This window comes from Neorhizobium sp. CSC1952, from assembly GCF_030378245.1.
Taxonomy (GTDB): domain Bacteria; phylum Pseudomonadota; class Alphaproteobacteria; order Rhizobiales; family Rhizobiaceae; genus Neorhizobium; species Neorhizobium oryzae_A.
The window spans coordinates 1,522,263-1,539,263 of record NZ_CP128416.1; the positions used below are offsets into that span (position 1 = coordinate 1,522,263).

General features: G+C 62.8%; 16 protein-coding genes. 11 read left to right on the forward strand and 5 right to left on the reverse strand.

Annotation, left to right across the window (positions count from 1 at the left end; all coding sequences use genetic code 11):
- Positions 1-66: 66 nt before the first annotated feature.
- The 4 genes from rpsO to QTA58_RS07840 form a co-directional block, all read right to left on the reverse strand.
- Positions 67-336, reverse strand: coding sequence for a 30S ribosomal protein S15 (gene rpsO, locus QTA58_RS07825; RefSeq protein ID WP_085421830.1), 270 nt, complete (start codon positions 334-336; stop codon positions 67-69).
- Positions 337-492: 156 nt separating this feature from the next.
- Positions 493-1,422, reverse strand: coding sequence for a tRNA pseudouridine(55) synthase TruB (truB, locus tag QTA58_RS07830; RefSeq protein WP_289672327.1), 930 nt, complete (start codon positions 1,420-1,422; stop codon positions 493-495).
- Positions 1,423-1,434: 12 nt separating this feature from the next.
- Positions 1,435-1,842, reverse strand: coding sequence for a 30S ribosome-binding factor RbfA (rbfA, locus tag QTA58_RS07835; protein ID WP_085421828.1), 408 nt, complete (start codon positions 1,840-1,842; stop codon positions 1,435-1,437).
- Positions 1,843-1,986: 144 nt separating this feature from the next.
- Positions 1,987-3,009, reverse strand: coding sequence for a GntR family transcriptional regulator (locus QTA58_RS07840; protein WP_289672328.1), 1,023 nt, complete (start codon positions 3,007-3,009; stop codon positions 1,987-1,989).
- A 236-nt stretch (positions 3,010-3,245) separates the two neighbouring features.
- Between QTA58_RS07840 and QTA58_RS07845 the strand changes: the two genes are divergently transcribed.
- Genes QTA58_RS07845 through QTA58_RS07865 form a run of 5 tightly spaced genes read left to right on the forward strand, consistent with a single transcriptional unit; the run spans position 3,246 to position 7,958 of the window.
- Positions 3,246-3,989, forward strand: a complete 744-nt coding sequence (locus QTA58_RS07845) for an SDR family oxidoreductase (protein WP_289672329.1) — start codon at positions 3,246-3,248, stop codon at positions 3,987-3,989.
- Positions 3,986-5,071: an Ldh family oxidoreductase gene (locus QTA58_RS07850; RefSeq protein WP_289672330.1), complete on the forward strand. Its 1,086-nt coding sequence runs from the start codon at positions 3,986-3,988 to the stop codon at positions 5,069-5,071. The genes QTA58_RS07845 and QTA58_RS07850 overlap by 4 nt, the downstream gene beginning before the upstream one ends.
- Positions 5,072-5,131: 60 nt before the next feature.
- Positions 5,132-6,127: a C4-dicarboxylate TRAP transporter substrate-binding protein gene (locus QTA58_RS07855; RefSeq protein WP_085421824.1), complete on the forward strand. Its 996-nt coding sequence runs from the start codon at positions 5,132-5,134 to the stop codon at positions 6,125-6,127.
- 43 nt (positions 6,128-6,170) lie between these two features.
- On the forward strand, positions 6,171-6,665 hold the full coding sequence (locus QTA58_RS07860; RefSeq protein ID WP_289672331.1) for a TRAP transporter small permease: 495 nt from the start codon (positions 6,171-6,173) through the stop codon (positions 6,663-6,665).
- Between the two features lie 9 nt (positions 6,666-6,674).
- Complete coding sequence (locus QTA58_RS07865) at positions 6,675-7,958, forward strand: TRAP transporter large permease (RefSeq protein ID WP_289672332.1); 1,284 nt, start codon at positions 6,675-6,677, stop codon at positions 7,956-7,958.
- A 14-nt stretch (positions 7,959-7,972) separates the two neighbouring features.
- Here the strand turns inward: QTA58_RS07865 and QTA58_RS07870 are convergent, their stop codons facing one another.
- On the reverse strand, positions 7,973-9,706 hold the full coding sequence (locus QTA58_RS07870) for a chemotaxis protein (RefSeq protein ID WP_289672333.1): 1,734 nt from the start codon (positions 9,704-9,706) through the stop codon (positions 7,973-7,975).
- Positions 9,707-10,042: 336 nt separating this feature from the next.
- On the opposite strand from QTA58_RS07870, the gene QTA58_RS07875 reads away from it, so the two are divergent.
- The 6 genes from QTA58_RS07875 to QTA58_RS07900 all read left to right on the forward strand — a co-directional run bounded on the left by QTA58_RS07875 (position 10,043) and on the right by QTA58_RS07900 (position 16,990).
- Positions 10,043-10,372, forward strand: a complete 330-nt coding sequence (locus QTA58_RS07875) for a hypothetical protein (RefSeq protein WP_289672335.1) — start codon at positions 10,043-10,045, stop codon at positions 10,370-10,372.
- Positions 10,369-10,737, forward strand: coding sequence for a response regulator (locus QTA58_RS07880; RefSeq protein ID WP_085421819.1), 369 nt, complete (start codon positions 10,369-10,371; stop codon positions 10,735-10,737). Before QTA58_RS07875 ends, QTA58_RS07880 begins: the two co-directional genes overlap by 4 nt.
- The gene (locus tag QTA58_RS07885; RefSeq protein ID WP_289672336.1) at positions 10,734-12,746 is read left to right on the forward strand and encodes a chemotaxis protein CheA; all 2,013 of its coding nucleotides are present in this window, start codon (positions 10,734-10,736) and stop codon (positions 12,744-12,746) included. The genes QTA58_RS07880 and QTA58_RS07885 overlap by 4 nt, the downstream gene beginning before the upstream one ends.
- Positions 12,743-13,258, forward strand: coding sequence for a chemotaxis protein CheW (locus tag QTA58_RS07890; protein WP_085421817.1), 516 nt, complete (start codon positions 12,743-12,745; stop codon positions 13,256-13,258). Before QTA58_RS07885 ends, QTA58_RS07890 begins: the two co-directional genes overlap by 4 nt.
- Positions 13,259-13,282: 24 nt before the next feature.
- Positions 13,283-14,983 carry a methyl-accepting chemotaxis protein gene (locus QTA58_RS07895; RefSeq protein WP_289672337.1) on the forward strand — a complete coding sequence of 567 codons (1,701 nt, stop codon included), beginning with the start codon at positions 13,283-13,285 and terminating at the stop codon, positions 14,981-14,983.
- Between the two features lie 180 nt (positions 14,984-15,163).
- Positions 15,164-16,990, forward strand: a complete 1,827-nt coding sequence (locus QTA58_RS07900) for a methyl-accepting chemotaxis protein (RefSeq protein ID WP_289672339.1) — start codon at positions 15,164-15,166, stop codon at positions 16,988-16,990.
- The last annotated feature ends 11 nt before the right edge of the window (positions 16,991-17,001 follow it).

The following is a 17,001-nucleotide window of genomic DNA, read 5'->3' on the forward strand; positions in this document are numbered from 1 at the left end:
GCATTTCATCGGGTCTGACCCGAAAACGTCCGGCGGGCGCTGTCTCCAGGCCCGCCGGAAGATTTGTCAGCGGCGGATACCCAGGCTGCCGATCAGCTTGGTGTAGCGCGCTTCGTCCTTCTTCTTGAGATAGTCAAGAAGCGAGCGGCGGCTCGAAACCAGCGTCAGAAGACCACGGCGGGAGTGATTGTCCTTCTTGTGGTCCTTGAAGTGTTCGGTCAGGTTGTTGATGCGCTCCGTGAGGATTGCGACCTGGACTTCCGGGGAACCGGTATCGCCTTCGGCGGTTGCGTATTCCTTGATGAGCGCAGCCTTGCGCTCGGCAGTGATCGACATCGAACGATCCTTTCTATGGAGAGGAGTTGAGGACGCCAAAAGCCGGGATGTCGTCCAGCCTTGGCCGTTAAAAGCAAAAGGAGCGCCAAAAGCCGCCTTTATGCTGGCGCTGCCTATAAACCATTCATGTGCGGATTGGAAGAGCCGATGTTTCGCTCAGCCGAACACGCGCTTCGGGCGGAACTCGCCCTGGCCGATCTCTCCGATGGCGATCAGTTTCCCCCGGGCCGTCGCATAGGCTTCCGTCTCCGCCACCGGCGCGTCGCGGCCGCGCAGGATCACCGGATTTCCCATCTTCAGCCGGTGCGCCTGATCGTCGGTCACCGGCAGATGCGGCAGGTTGGAAAGCGCCTCGGCCGTGTCGATCAGGTATTCGTCGAGAGCGGCCAGACGTTCGTCGCGGTCCTCGATCTTCTCGAGCGCCACGAGATCGGCGAGCGGTACCATCCGGTCTTCCGCGAACGGCGCCACGAAAGTGCGGCGCAGTTCCGAAATATGTCCATAGCAGCCGAGTTCGCGGCCGAAATCGCGCGCCAGCGCCCGGACATAGGTGCCCTTGCCGCATTCCACCTCGAAATGCGCCTTGTCGGCCGTGGCTCCAAGCAGCGTCAGGCGGAAGATCTCCACCTCGCGGGAGGGAATTTCCACCGTCTCGCCGTCGCGGGCAAGATCATAAGCCCGCTCGCCGGCGATCTTGATCGCCGAAAACTGCGGCGGAACCTGCGTAATCGTCCCGGTATAGCTCGGCAGAAGGTCACGGATCGCCTGTTCCGCCGGACGTTTGTCCGAGGTCGCGGTCACTTCGCCTTCGAGATCGTCGGTCGAACGCTCCTCGCCCCAGGTGACGGCGAATTCATAGATCTTGCGGCCGTCCATGACATAGGGAACGGTCTTGGTGGCGTCGCCGAGCGCGATCGGCAGCATGCCGGAGGCGAGAGGATCGAGCGTGCCGGCATGGCCCGCCTTCTGGGCGTTGAACAGCCACTTGATCTTGGAGACGGCTTCGGTCGAGCCGAAATCCACCGGCTTGTCGAGGATCAGCCAGCCGGAGACCAGGCGGCCCTTGGGTTTCTTTGGTTTGGACATGCGTACTCTTGGTTATTCTTTGTCTTCGTCGCCGTCTTCGAGGTCCCGCTGAACCTCGGGCGAGCGCAGGAGATCGTCGATCTTCTTGTAATTGTCGAAGCTCGTATCGTCGCGGAAGCGGACCTCCGGCATGTATTTCATCTGCCGGAGCTGGCCGCCGAGACGGCCGCGAATGAATTTCGCATGGCGGTTCAGCGCCTCGATGACGGCCGCATGGTCCGGAAGCCCGAGCGGCGTCACATAGGCGGTGGCGATCTTGAGGTCCGGCGACATGCGCACTTCGGAGACCGAGATCACCGTCTTTTCGATCAGGTCATCGCGCACTTCGCCGCGCTGCAGGACCTGGGTTATGGCGGCGCGGACCTGTTCGCCAACGCGAAGCATGCGCTGGGAGGGCGCCGAGGATGTAGCCTTGGTCATCTTGTTTCTCTTCCATAACGCCGGCGGGGTTCGTCCCGACCGGGCGCTTCGTCAAGCAAAGGCGGTCCAAATGGCTGAGATGCTGCCAAAGGTCAAGGCTTCAAGACCGCTTTATATCAACATCGAATATCGGCCGCCGCAGCCTCAATCGAGTTTTTCGAGATAGGGCAGGTCATGGGGATGCACCTGCCGGGTCACCATGATGATGCGGTCGATCGCCCTTTCGCGGGAGACCTGCAGGTGCCGTTTCAGCAATTGGGCCGCTTCCTCTATCCTGCCGGCCTGCAGGCGGCCGACGACCTCGATATGCTCGGCCAGAAAGGGTTCGGTGCCGAAGAGCCGCGGCATCCATTGATAGAGAAAACGATGCGTTACCAGAAGCGCCTGCGGCAGACTGATCGCCTGCATCAGCGTGCGATTTCGGCAATGGCCAAGCAGGGTCACATGCAAGTCCTCTTCCAGCCGGTCGAGATCCGGACCGGTCAGCTCGCCGGCATTCTCGACCGCGGTCTCGAGATCGGCGCGCATCGCTGCAAGCAGCGCGGGCGGCACGTGGGGCGCCGCCTTTTCGAGCGCCACCGGTTCCAGAAGCCAGCGCAACTCATAGAGCTCGCCCACATGGTCGGGCGTCATGGCCGGTGCGATCCAGCGGGAGCGATCGTCCTTACGGACGATGCCGCGCTGCTGGAGCCGGCCGACCACGTCGCGCGCCACGGTGCGGCTGACATCGTAGAAGCGGGCAAGTTCCGTTTCGTTGACGCGCCAGCCGGCGAAGGAACAGCGGGCGGCGATCTCGCTCTCCACCTCTCCATAGATTTTCTCCCAGCTCGAAAGCTGGGTCAGGCGCAATTCCTCGGCGGCCTCGGCCGGCGGCGCCGGGGCCGCCGCCTTGTCGGGCGCCGAGACAGGCACCGCGTAACCGCGGCCCAGGGATTTTTCCAGAAACCCGCGACGTTCGAGCTCGACAAGCGCCTGACGAGCCGGCGCGCGGCTGATTCCGAACTGCTCGGCCACGGAGGATTCGTTCACCCGGGTTCCCGGCGCCAGCATCCCTTGGGAAACCTGGCCGGCGATGATCTCGAACACCTGCTGGTAAAGGCGGGGGGCAGCACCGCCCGTCGCCTTCGGCCGCTGCCGGCCTGGTTCGGCCAAGCGTTCCAGCGCCATGTCTCCTCCCGCTTTCCTCTATCCAAGGGATAAGTTTTCCGATCGTCGATCCATGTGGAAACGAGCTCTCGTCCCCCTGAAAAGTAACAGGTCGGATCGGCTCCTTCAATTCGTAGGGCCCGTGCCAGACCTTTTCCGACAGCCAAAAATCCGCTTGTCAAAACCGAAAAGACGTCTAGTGTACACTTTATACGTTTTAGTTGACTTCGAACTGGCCGGATGCGGGAGGAGCATGGATGGTGGGTCGATTGGTCAAGAAGCGCGCCCTGGTGACGGGAGCGGGCCAAGGCATCGGCCACGCGATCGCCATCGCCTTTGCCGCAGAAGGCGCGGAGGTCGTCGCGACGAGCCGCACGGCCGAAAAAATGACCGATCTTCGGGATCACTCCCCCGCTATCCGGACCGCCGCGCTCGATGTCACCGACGCGCCTGCCGTGCAGAAAGTCATCGCCGAAGCCGGGCGGCTCGATATTCTCGTCAACTGTGCCGGCTGGGTGCATAACGGCACGATCCTCGATTGCGACGAGGACGACTGGCAAAAGAGCATCGATCAGAATGTCACCTCCGCCTTCCGCACCATGAAGGCGGTGCTGCCGCAGATGATCGAGCGGAAAAACGGTGCGATCGTCAACATCGCCTCGGTCGCCTCCAGCATTACCGGCGTGGCGAACCGGGCAGCCTACGGCGCCAGCAAGGCGGCGCTGATCGGCCTGACCAAGGCCGTCGCCCGCGACGTGATTTCAGCCGGCGTGCGCGTCAATGCGCTCTGCCCCGGCACGACGCTGTCTCCAGGGCTCCAAGGCCGGATCGACCAAAGCGCCGATCCGGAGGAGATGCGCCGCACTTTCATATCCCGCCAGCCGATGGGCCGGCTCGGCACGGTCGGAGAAATGGCCGCGGCCGCCGTCTACCTCGCCAGCGACGAGACGGCGTTCATGACCGGGCAGGTGCTTATCGTCGACGGAGGACAGACGTTATGAGCGTCGCGGCATCCCTGGAAGACGCCGTGGTCCATGCACCGGCAGCCGAAGTGGAGCGGTTCTGCCGAGCCGTATTTCTGGCCGCCGGCGCGGACGAGGCGACGGCGGATACGGCGACACGGGCGATGATGCACGGTTCGCGGCTCGGGGTGGACAGCCATGGTGTCCGGCTTCTCGACCATTATATCCACGTGATGACCAGCGGGCGCGTCAACCCGCGGCCGAGCCTCGCGATCACGCAGACGACCGCTGCCGTCGCCTCGCTCGACGCCGATCATGGCCACGGGGCGCTCGCCGCCTACCGCGCCATGGAAAAGGCGATCGAGCTTGCGGAAACCGCCGGCATCGGGGCCGTCTCGATCCGCAACAGCTCGCATTTCGGACCGGCCGGAGCCTATGCGCTGGAGGCTACGGCCAAGGGGTACATCGGCGCCGCCTTCTGCAATTCGGACAGTTTCGTGCGGCTGCACGACGGCGCGATGCGCTTCCACGGCACCAACCCGATTTCCTTCGCCGTTCCGATCGAGGGCCAGAAACCATGGTTCCTGGACATGGCGACCAGCGCGATCCCCTATAACCGCGTCAAGCTTTATCGCAGCCTGCGCCATGAACTTCCGGCCGGCGTCGCATCCGATGCCGAGGGCAGGGATACGCAGGACCCTTGGCTGGTGGAAATGCTGGCGCCGGTCGGCGGCGAGTTCGGTTTCAAGGGTGCAGGCCTGGCGGGGCTGGTGGAAATCCTTAGCGCGGTTCTTTCCGGCATGCGGTTGAGTTTCGACCTTTTGCCGATGAACGGACCGGATTTCTCCACGCCGCGCGGCCTCGGCGCCTTCGTGCTTGCGATGAAACCAGGCGCCTTCGTGCCGCAGGACGTGTTCCAAGCCGGCATGCAGCGCTATGTCGGGGTGCTTCGCAGCTCGCCGGCACGGGAAGGCATGAAGGTCATGGCGCCGGGAGACCGGGAATGGGCGATCGCCGAGGAGCGCGAGACGCACGGCATTCCGCTCGATCCGGCAACGCAGGAAGCCTTTGCGAAACTGGCGGAGCGATACGGGATCAAGGCACCGCCGACAATGCCATGAGAACAGCCCAGCCGAGGAGCCGGGATGAAACAATGTCGAAACGACATGAAGGAGGAAAGCATGCGCATTTCTGCCAAGAGACTTCTGCGTTTGCTGGCAGCCGCCGGTCTTGCCGCATTCGCAGCCGCGCCCGCAGGCGCCCAGGAGACATTCACGCTGCGGTTCAACCACGTGCTGGCGCCGAGCGAGCCCTTCCATGCGGGCTTCCAGAACTGGGCCAAGCGCGTGGAGGAACGTACCAAGGGCGGGCTGAAGATCGAGATCTTCCACAGCGCCCAGCTCGGAGTCGAAGAGGATATCATCGAGCAGATCCGCCAGGGCGCCAATGTCGGCCAGAACACCGATTCCGCCCGTCTCGGCAATTACGTCCCGAGCATCGCGGTGATGAACGGTCCCTATTTTGTCGATACGCTGGAGGATGTCTGGAAGCTTTCCGACTCGCCGTCGCTGAAGAAATGGCAGGAGGAGCTCGCCACGCAACACGGGCTCAAGGTCGTCTGCTTCGACTGGGTGCAGGGCTTCCGCCACTTCTTCACCAACAAGCCGATCAGGACGCCGCAGGATCTGGCCGGCTTACGCATCCGCACGCCGCCGGCGCCGATCTGGCAGGAATCGATCCGTGCGCTCGGCGCCGCTCCCACCGCCATGGCTTTCGGCGAGATGTATCCCGGGCTTCAGCAGCAGGCGATCGACGGCGTCGAGCTCGTCTACGCCAACATTCCGGGCGGCCGTTTCTACGAGGTGCTGAAATACGCCAACGAGACGAAGCACATCATGCTCATCAATTTCGAGGTGGTGAGCGCGCAGTGGTTCGACACGCTGCCGGCGGAATACCAGGCGGCACTCGTCGAGGAATGCAAGGCGGCCGGCCGCGAGACCTCGCAGAAGATCGCGGAGACAGCCGACAGCATCAAGGCGGACCTGCAGAAGCGCGGCATGGAAGTGGTGAGCGACATTGATCTCGCCGCTTTCAAGAAGGCCGGCGAGGCGGCTTACGAGAAGCTCGGCATTACCGATGCCAAGAATGCCGTGCAGGCCGAACTCGGCAAGAAATGACCTGGGGGGTGAGATCAGAAACGGTCCGCGAAAGGAAGACATCATGATGCGCTTCTACGACTTCATCGGAAGGATCGAGGCTGTCGTCGCGGGTTCGTTTCTGATTCTCATGGCGGTTCTGATCTTCACGGGCGGGCTCGCCCGTTTCTTCGGTCATCCGCAGAACTGGACGATCGACGTTGCGACCTGCCTTTTCGCCTGGTCCTGCTTCCTTGCCGCCGACATCGCATGGCGGCGCAACAGCATGATGGCGCTCGACGTCGTCACGCAGCGGCTCCCGGAGAAGACCCAGAAAGCGCTCCGCATGATCAACTACCTGCTGATCGTCGCCTTCCTGCTCTTCCTCATGTATTACGGCTTCTATCTCACCTGGATCAGCCGCATCCGCTCCTTCCAGGGCATTCCCTGGGTCAGCTATTCCTGGGTGACGGTGAGCCTTCCGGTGGGTGCCACACTGCTGCTCGCCACGACGATCCTCAGGATTCGGGCGGAACTGCGCGGCGAATATGTCGCCAATACCGCCGTCGACGTGGTCTGAGGCGTTTCCATGCTGCTGGTCGCGATCGTCTTCACCATCCTGATGGTCATCGGCATGCCAGTCGCCTTTGCGGTCGGCATTTCCGGTGTCGTCTTCTTCCTGCAGAACCCGGAACTGCCGCGCACCATGACGGTGCAGCTCACCGTCACCGAAACCCAGAATTTCGCGCTGCTCGCCGTGCCGCTCTTCATCCTCGCCGGCAATTTCCTGAACTCGTCCGGCATCGCCCACAACCTGCTCAAGCTCGCCTCGGTGCTGACGGGGCGGCTGCAGGGCGGGCTGGCGCAGGTTTCGATCGCCCTTTCGACGCTGATGAGCGGCGTCACCGGCTCCTCGATTGCGGATGCCGCGATGAACACCCGCCTGCTCGGCTTCGAGATGCTGAAGCGCGGGTTCTCGAAAGGCTATGCGGCAGGCGTGCTCTCCTATGGTTCGCTGATGGCGCCGATCATCCCGCCCGGCATCGGCTTCATCCTCTACGGTACGGTCGGGCAGGTCTCGATCGGCCGGCTCTTCGCCGCCGGCATCATTCCGGGCTTCATGCTCTGGGCGGCGCTTGCCGTCACCATTTCGATCACCGCCCGCAGGCGCGGCTACAAGCCCGAACTTGACCGGGCGCCGACGCCGTCGGAGATCGCCAAGGCCTCGATTGCGGGCATCTGGGCCATCCTGTTCCCCATCATCCTCATCATCGGCCTGCGTTTCGGCGTCTTCACGCCATCGGAGATCGGCGCCTTCGCAGTCGTCTACGCCTTTCTCGTCGGCGTCTTCGCCTATCGCATGCTGACCTGGACGAGCTTCAAGCAGGCGGTCGAGGCAAGCCTCATCGATGTCGGAGCGGTAATGTTCCTGTTGGCGCTGTCGGCGGTCTTCGGCTACGGCATCATCTTCGAGCGCATTCCCGAGGTCATCTCCAGCTGGATGCTCGGCATCACCGACGATCCGGACATCGTCATGGTGATCATCGTGCTGTTCATCCTGATCGCCGGCACCTTCATGGAGGGCTCGGTGCTGATCGTCATGCTGACACCGATCTTCATGCCGCTCCTTGAGCAGTACAACATCGATCCGGTGCATTTCGGGCTGGTCTTCATCATCGCCGCCACGATCGGCAACTATACGCCGCCGGTTGGCGGGGCGATGTTCGTCGTCTGCCAGATATTGCGATGCCCGATCGAAGACTATACGCGGGAGTCCATCCCGTTCCTGATCGCCGTGTCGCTCGTCACGCTGCTTCTGATCTTCATGCCGGGGATCGTGCTCTACGTCCCGAACCTGCTGTTCAACCCGTAGCAGCGCCTTCCGGATCAGAAGAGCGCGTCCTCGATATCCTCGTCGGACATGGCGCCTGCGACCGCGGGCGCTTCCACCGGCGGAGCGGTTCCGAGCACTTCGGCATGCAGTTCCCGCTCGGCCACCATCGTATAGAGGCGGAAAATGCGGCCGCCGACATCGGCAAGCGCGTCTTCGAGGCCCGGTGCCTGAAACACCTCCTCCACGATTTCCATTTCCTCGGCGCAGGTGCGCAGCACTTCGCCGAGCTCGGCATTGAAGTTCAATCTCGCCAGCGAAGCATCCATCTCGCCAACGGCCGTCCTGCTCTGCTCGCCGAGAGCGGCCATCTGGGCATCCATGCGATCGCCGACGGCTCGAATATTTTCCAGTGCCTTTTCAAGGCGCTGGTCGAGACATTCCTTCTCCTCGCCGTCTTGCACGCCGATCAGCTTGTTGGCGGCGGCCTCCAGCGCCTGAAGTTCGGTCAGGATCTTCTCCGCCGTCTCGTCGAGCTGGCCGGCGAAATTGCGCAACTCGGCCGTGACGACGTTGACCGCCTTGCCTTCCTCGCCGATCTTGCCGCAGCGCAGGTTGGTGTTGAGCGCCATATAATGAATGTCGGTACGCACCGCACGGACGATGCCGATGCCTTCGAGCAGCTCGCGGACGATATCACAGGTCGCGCGGCTGAGTTCATCCGCCTGACGGGCGACTTCCTCGATCTCGCGCACCGCACCGCGGGCGGCTGCCACGCCGTTTTCGAGCTGGCGGATGGCATTGTCGTTCTCGCTGCCGTCGTCATCGCTCATCGTGGCGCGCAGAGCCTCGATTTCCGACAGGTCGGAACGGAAACTCGCAACGGTGGCAACGATCTTGGCCGTGTCACGGTCGAAATCGAAGATCGACCGGTCGAGCTGCAGCGATACGAGCTTGCGGACGATCAACGACAGGCTCTCGCGCTGTTCGGCCCCGAGCACGGCGCCTGCCGGGGAGTCCAGATAATCGGAAAGGATCTGAAGGCCGGATTGGCAATGTTCGATGCGCTGGCGGGTGATGTCCCCCACCTGCATGGCCGAGAGCGTCGAGGCGAGCTTCGTCTGGATACCGCCTGCAACGGCGCGCACCTTGGCGGCGCGCTCGACGAGCAGCTTGCGGTGCCTGGCGATCTCGGCGGCACCTTCGGAGAGCCCGGCGACGATTTGCGGCACCGTCTCGTCGTAGCTCGCCAGGATCACCTTTCCCTTGGCCATCACCGGCCCGAGGCCGTGGCCAAGCGTCGAGAGCTTGCCGGCAAAATCGTTGACCTGCCGCGTGCCCTCCTGGATCCTTCCCAGGATCTCTTCCGCGAAACCGGAGAAATCGGCGATGCCGGCGCCGGTGATCTTGGCGGTCACGGCAAAGGTGCGCAGGTAGCGCAACGTCTCCTGCATTTCCCCGATCTGCGGCTCGAGCTTGCGCTCCGTGCTGGCGATATCCTGGAACCCCGCCTGACGCGTGGCTTCGAGGCCGGTGAGCTGCGAAAGACGATCGACCGTGCTCTTCAGTTCGGCCATCGTGGCATTCGCGGTTCCCTCATCCAGCGACCCGGTCAACTGGTCGAGGGAGGCGATCAGCTTGTTCAGCACGTCGAGGATCGACAGGAGCGCGGCGCCACCTTCGAGAAAGCGCTCCTCGATGCGGGAGCGAGCCGTCTCCATCCGATCGACGAAAGCCAGCACGCCCGTCGAACCTGCCGCGACGTCGAGAATGGATGTCCTGACCGCCACTTTTCCTCACCTTTCAAGCCCGCCGGGCTCCTGCCTGCCGAAAATACAAACGACGAAGAACTCGCCGTATCGTTCCGGGACAGCTCCGCACCAGCAAGCGCATGGCATGGTTCGTCCCGTGCGAAAACCACTCTGGGCGGCCAGGCGTTAATTCCTGCAAAACGGACATTTGGTTTTGCGACTTGTGGTTAATTTTCCGGGCCACGGCCGGTGCGCAATGCAATCTATGACTATTATTTCGTGAGAAATCGCGGCCGCCGATTAACGTTCCATTAACGATGCAAGTCCAGATTCGCAAAGCTATTTCAGCTTTTCAAGAATTATATTGGGGTAAAAATGCCGGCTTCCAATGTTAAAGACGATTTCCTCCAGTTGCCGCAGAACTTGACTGTTCGCTCCATTGCAGCCGTCCAGCAGGAAATTCTTCAGTTCATCGACAAAAATACATCCGCGACGATCGAAATTGCGGATGATTGTCAAGCCGACATCAGCTTCATCCAGCTCATGGAAGCAACACGGATCTACGCCGGCACAGCGGGAAAACACATAACGCTCGCAGAGCCCGCCGGCGGCGCGGTACTCGACACCCTGCAGCGTGGCGGTTTTCTCGAAGGCATGTCCGAAGAGGACGCGAAATTCTGGCTTCATCAAGGGGGAATGCAATGAGCGCCAGCATCCTTACAGTCGACGATTCGGCAAGCATCCGCCTGACGACGCGCGTTGCGCTGAGCAATGCCGGTTATCAGGTCACCGAGGCGGTCGACGGCATGGACGGCATCGCCAAGCTGAACGCCGGCCAGTTCGACATGATCGTCACCGATCTCAACATGCCGAACATGGACGGGCTCACCATGATCCGTGAGCTGCGCAAGATGCCTGCCCATACGGGCGTTCCCGTGATCTTCCTGACGACGGAATCCGACAACGACCTGAAGCAACAGGCCAAGGCCGCCGGCGCCACCGGCTGGCTCACCAAGCCGTTCGACCCGGAAAGCCTGGTCAAGATCGTCCGGAAGGTGCTGGGCAGATGAGCTTTCCCGATCCTATCGCGGTTTTCAGAACGGAAGCGGCCGAGCTTCTCGAGCAGATCGAGTCGGGCCTTCTCGATCTCAACGTAAACCTCGGCGACAAGGATCAGGTCGACGCGGTATTCCGCGGCCTCCACACTTTGAAGGGTTCGGGCGCGATGTTCGGCTTCGATGCCCTCGCCGCCTTTACCCATCATTGCGAAACGGCCTTCGACCGGGTCCGCAAGGGCGAGGTGCCCGCAACGCAGGAACTGGTCACCGCGGTCCTCGAAGCCAAGGACCATATGCGGGCTCTCATCGAGGCGCCGACGGGCGATCACGAGGCGATGAGCGAAGCGCTTCTCGCCAATCTCCGGACCGCCGTGGAAGCGGCCAAAAACCCGGGCGCCACCCCTGCCGCCAAAGCCGCGCCGGGACAGACACTTTTCAAGATCCGCTTCAGCCTGCCGCAGAACGCGATGGCGAACGGGACCAATCCGCTGCCGCTTCTCGACGAGCTGCGCGAACTCGGGGAATGCAGGATCGTCGCCGACCGCTCCGCGATCCCGTCGCTCGATCTTCTGGTGCCGACCGATCTCCACATCTCCTGGGATGTGGAGCTTCTGACTTCTCAGCCGCGCTCGGCGATCGAGGACGTCTTCATCTTCGTCATGGACGAGATGCAGCTCGACATCACCACCACGGAAATGGCGCCGGCTCCGATGGCCGAGACCTCCGCCAAACCCGAAGCACCGGTCGAAGCACCAAAACCTGCCGCTGCGGCTGCGGTGGAACCTTCGCGCGCGGCAGTTCCCGCTACGGCTGCTCCCGCTCCGGTCGATACCAAGCAGAACAAGGCCTCCGAAAACGTCCGCGTGCCGGCCGAGAAGCTCGACGAGCTGATGGACCGCGTCGGCGAACTCGTCATAGCCCAGTCGCGGCTCAGCCAGCTCGCCGGCGGCAGCGGCGATCTTCAGCTCCGTGCTGTTTCGGAGGACGTGGAACGCCTTTCGGGCGAGCTGCGCGATACGATGATGGTGCTGCGCATGGTGCCGGTCGCGCATCTGTTCAGCCGCTTCCGACGGCTGGTGCACGATCTCGCCCATGAGACCGGCAAGACGATCGAGCTTGTGACCGAAGGCGAAAGCACGGAAGTCGACAAGAGCGTCATCGAGCGCCTCGCCGATCCGCTGGTGCATCTGGTTCGCAACTCCTGCGATCACGGCCTCGAAACACCGGACGAGCGCCTTGCTGCGGGCAAGCCGGAGGCCGGCCGTATCCTGCTCTCCGCCCGCCAGCAGGCCGGCGAGGTCATCATCACCATCAAGGACGACGGCCGCGGCATCAACAAGGAGCGCGTCCGGGCCAAGGCGGAAGCCTCCGGCCTCATCGCGGCCAATGCCAGCCTCACCGATCAGGAACTTTACCAGCTCATCTTCCAGCCGGGCTTCTCGACAGCAAGCCAGGTCACCAATCTCTCCGGCCGCGGCGTGGGCATGGATGTCGTCAAGCGGACGATCGACGCGCTGCGCGGCACGATCAACGTCGCGAGCCATCCGGGCAAGGGTTCGGAGATTTCGCTGGCGATCCCTCTGACGCTCGCCATCATCGACGGCCTGCTCGTCCGCGTCGGTTCCGGCCGCTACGTCATCCCGCTTTCGGCGGTCGAAGAGTGCCTGGAGCTTTCGATCGAGGAGGACATGCGCTCGCGCGGCCGCAGCTTCATCTCGCTGCGAGACAGCCTCGTACCTTTCCTGAGGCTCCGCGATCTCTTCCGCACCGGCACCAAGCCGGACCCGTTCCAGAAGGTGGTCGTCATCTCGACCGGTTCGGAACGCGTGGGCTTGGTGGTAGACCAGATCATCGGAGACCACCAGACGGTCATCAAGGCCATGTCGAAGCTGCATCATGACGTCGCGACCTTCTCCGGTGCGACCATTCTCGGCGACGGCGACGTGGCACTGATCCTTGATGTCGGCCATCTGGTGGCGGAAGGACAACAGCAGGAGGCGCATCTGCGGGCGGCGGGATGAACGAAGCAGTCAGAAAGATTTCCGAAGACCTCTGGGACGGCCGCGACGAGCTGGAAGTCCTGACATTCGACATCGCCGGCGAGATGTTCGCGCTCGAGGCCGTCACCGTGCAGGAAATCCTCGATCTCCTGCCGGAGACGATCGTGCCCGGCGCCAAAGCCTTCGTCGGCAGCGTCATCAACTTCCGCGGCAAGGTCATCCCGCTCGCCGATATCCGCCTTGCGTTCGGCATGGAAGCAACGAAGCCGACGATCGACAGCCGCATCATCGTCATCGAAATCGATATCGACGGAGAGCCGGTGCTTGCCGGCATCCGGACCGACAAGGTGCACGAAGTGACCACCCTCTTGCGCGCCGCCGGCGAACCGCCGCCGAGCGTCGGCATGCGCTGGCGTCCGGACTTCATCGACTGCCTGGTCAAGCGGGGAACCGAATTCATCATCATACCCAATCTTCAAGTCATTTTTTCTGCTCAGCACGATCACTCCGCAGCCGTGAGCAATCACGCTTAGCGATTTTCAGCGAGGGATTCAGAGATGCGCGCAACGATCAAATTGAAACTGGCCTCGGCATTCGGCTTCATCATCCTGATGCTGCTCGCCACGGCAGCTTACGGCATTTTCAGCCTCAGCAACCTCAACACGGCACTGGAAGACGTCATCACCGGTCCGGCAGAACGCCTCAAGCTCGCGCAGATGCTGAACGTCACCCAGTTGCAGCAGATCCGGCAGCAGAAAAACCTTCTGATGGCGACGAGCCCCAGCGAAATGCAGGGCTACATCTCCTCGTCCGACGATGCGCGCCGGCATTTCGACGAGACCTTCAAGTCGGTCCTGGCGCTGGCGACCGAGCAGGGCAAGGCGAACTGGGCGAAGCTCGAAGGCTTCACCACGGAATTCCGCAAGCAGGACGATCGTATCCGCGCACTCATGCTGGCCGGCAACACGGCCGGCGCACAGCAAGTTTCGACCAATGAGGCGCGCACCGTCACCAACGAGATCGACGCGCTTCTGACGGAGGTCGTGAACCTGGAGGAAACGCGGCTCGCTCAGGCCGACGACCAGGCCGACCTGGACTATGTCCAAACCCGTACGATCATGATCTCGGTCGCCGGCCTCGCCCTCGTGATCGCCGTTCTGGCCGCCATCTGGATCGCGTTCTCGATCAACAAGGGCCTGCGCAACGCCGTGGCCGCCGTGCAGAACGTTTCCGACGGCGATCTGACGCGCTTTGCGACGATCACCACCAAAGACGAGATCGGTGAACTGCTCGGCTACGTCAACACCATGATCGAACGCCTGCGCGGCGTCGTCGGGGATGCGCTGGCCGCCTCTGACAACGTCTCGTCCGGCAGCCAGGAGCTTTCGGCAAGCTCCGAACAGCTTTCGCAGGGCGCCACCGAGCAGGCCTCCTCCGCCGAGGAAGCCTCCGCCTCCATGGAGCAGATGGCCGCCAACATCAAGCAGAACGCCGACAACGCAGCCCAGACCGAGAAGATCGCCCGCCAGTCCTCCAAGGACGCGGAGACCTCCGGCCAGGCCGTCGGCCGCGCCGTCACCGCCATGCGCACCATCGCCGAGAAGATCTCCATCGTCCAGGAGATCGCCCGCCAGACCGACCTCCTCGCCCTCAACGCCGCCGTCGAGGCAGCCCGTGCCGGCGAGCACGGCAAGGGCTTTGCCGTCGTCGCCTCCGAGGTGCGCAAGCTTGCCGAACGTTCGCAGGCGGCTGCAGCCGAGATCAGCGCCCTTTCCGGCGAGACCGTCCAGGTCGCAACCGAGGCCGGCGAGATGCTGAACCGGCTGGTGCCGGACATCCAGAAGACCGCCGAACTGGTTTCGGAGATCTCCGCCGCCTGCCGTGAGCAGGATATCGGTGCGGCGCAGATCAACGAGGCGATCCAGCAGCTCGACAAGGTGACGCAGCAGAATGCCGGCGCCTCGGAGGAGATGTCGGCGACATCCGAAGAGCTTGCCGCACAGGCCGAGGAACTGCAGGCCTCCATCGCCTTCTTCAGGGTCGATCAGGCTGGAACCGCCAAGACGGCGAAACATGCGGCGGCAGCGGCTCCGATTGCGGCAAAGCCCTCGGCGAAACCCGCCCAGCGCTCTGTGTCGCAGAGCCACAAGCAGGATCATTCCGTCGCAGCCCAGCAGGCCCGCGCCAAGGGCTTCGCTCTCGACATGTCCATGGGCGGGCCGGACTCCGACGACGAGAATTTCCGCGCAAGCGCGTGACAAAAGAAAAACAATCCCGGGCCACATGAAAGGCCCGGGAATCGCTGCCCGCATGCAGACGGGCAACCATCCGGGAAACCGGATAATGGCAGAAGGGTGAATGTATCGGTCTTCTCTATTGCTGGACCGCCGCTTTGCGGTGGTCCGACCTGATTTCGATCGCAATCCAGAGGAAATCCGATGCGCCTCACTATCAAATTGAAGCTCGGACTGGTTTTCAGCTTCATCGTCGCCCTGACGTTGGCCATGGCCGGTCTGTCAATCTACAATCTGTCGTCGCTCAACAGCGATATCACCGTCATGGTGTCCGGTCCGGTCGCCAACCTGCGCGATTCCGGTGATCTGTCGGATGCCGTCCTGCGCTCCATCCGCTCGGAAAAAGACGCCATCATCAATACCGATCCGCAGAAGATCGCCGGTTACGTCGCCGAGATTTCGCAGCAGCGCGACCTGATCAGGAAGCTGCACGAGAACCTGAGCCGCTCCGACGATCCGGAAATCCGGAACTATATGTCCGAATTCACCGATCTTTCCGCCAAGTGGATCGCTCTGCAGGACCGCGTCGCGGAACTCGCCCGGCAGAACACGCTTGAATCCAACAACCAGGCGGGCATGATCTCCATGGGCGAAGGCCAAGAGGTCACGGTGCAGCTCCTGACCGTGCTGGAAAAACTGAACGATACGGTGACGGGTAACGTCGCCGAAACGGACGCCTCGACGAACGAACAATATCTGCAGTCGCGCAACATGCTGGTCACCATGACCGGTATCCTGATCGTCGCATCCTTTGCCTGTGCCGTCTGGATCCTGCTCAACATCTCCCGCGGATTGAAGCGCGCCGTCGGCCTCGCGGACGCCGTCAGCATCGGCGATCTCAACCAGGACGTCCAGCATCCGAGCAATGACGAAATCCGCGATCTCGTCAACGCCATGAACCGGATGACCGGCAATCTCCGGAACACGGCTACGATTGCCGACCAGATCGCCAATGGCGACCTGATGGTTTCGCCGAAGCCGCTGTCGGACAAGGATACGCTGGGGCTGGCGCTGGAAAGCATGGTGGAGCGCCTGCGCGGTGTCGTCGCCGATGCACTTTCCGCATCCAACAACGTCTCGTCCGGCAGCCAGGAGCTTTCGGCAAGCTCCGAACAGCTTTCGCAGGGTGCCACCGAGCAGGCCTCCTCCGCCGAAGAAGCCTCCGCCTCCATGGAGCAGATGGCCGCCAACATCAAACAGAACGCCGACAACGCAGCCCAGACCGAGAAGATCGCCCGCCAGTCGTCGAAGGACGCGGAAACCTCCGGCCAGGCCGTCGGCCGCGCCGTCACCGCCATGCGCACCATCGCCGAGAAGATCTCCATCGTCCAGGAGATCGCCCGCCAGACGGACCTCCTCGCCCTCAACGCCGCCGTCGAGGCAGCCCGTGCCGGCGAGCACGGCAAGGGCTTTGCCGTCGTCGCCTCCGAAGTGCGCAAGCTTGCCGAACGTTCGCAGGCGGCGGCAGCCGAGATCAGCGCCCTTTCCGGCGAGACGGTGCAAGTCGCGACCGAGGCCGGCGAGATGCTGAACCGGCTGGTGCCGGACATCCAGAAGACCGCCGAACTGGTTTCTGAAATCTCCGCCGCCTGCCGCGAGCAGGATATCGGTGCGGCGCAGATCAACGAGGCGATCCAGCAGCTCGACAAGGTGACGCAGCAGAATGCCGGCGCCTCGGAGGAGATGTCGGCGACATCCGAAGAGCTTGCCGCGCAGGCCGAAGAACTGCAGGCCTCCATCGCCTTCTTCAGGGTCGATCAGGCCGGAACCGCCAAGACGGCGAAACATGCGGCGGCAGCGGCTCCGATCGCGACAAAGCCCTCGGCGAAACCCGCCCAGCGTTCTGTGCCGCAGAGCCACAAGCAGGATCATTCCGTCGCAGCCCAGCAAGCCCGCGCCAAGGGCTTCGCTCTCGACATGTCCATGGGCGGACCGGACTCCGACGACGAGAATTTCCGCGCAAGCGCCTGATCCCTATGCCG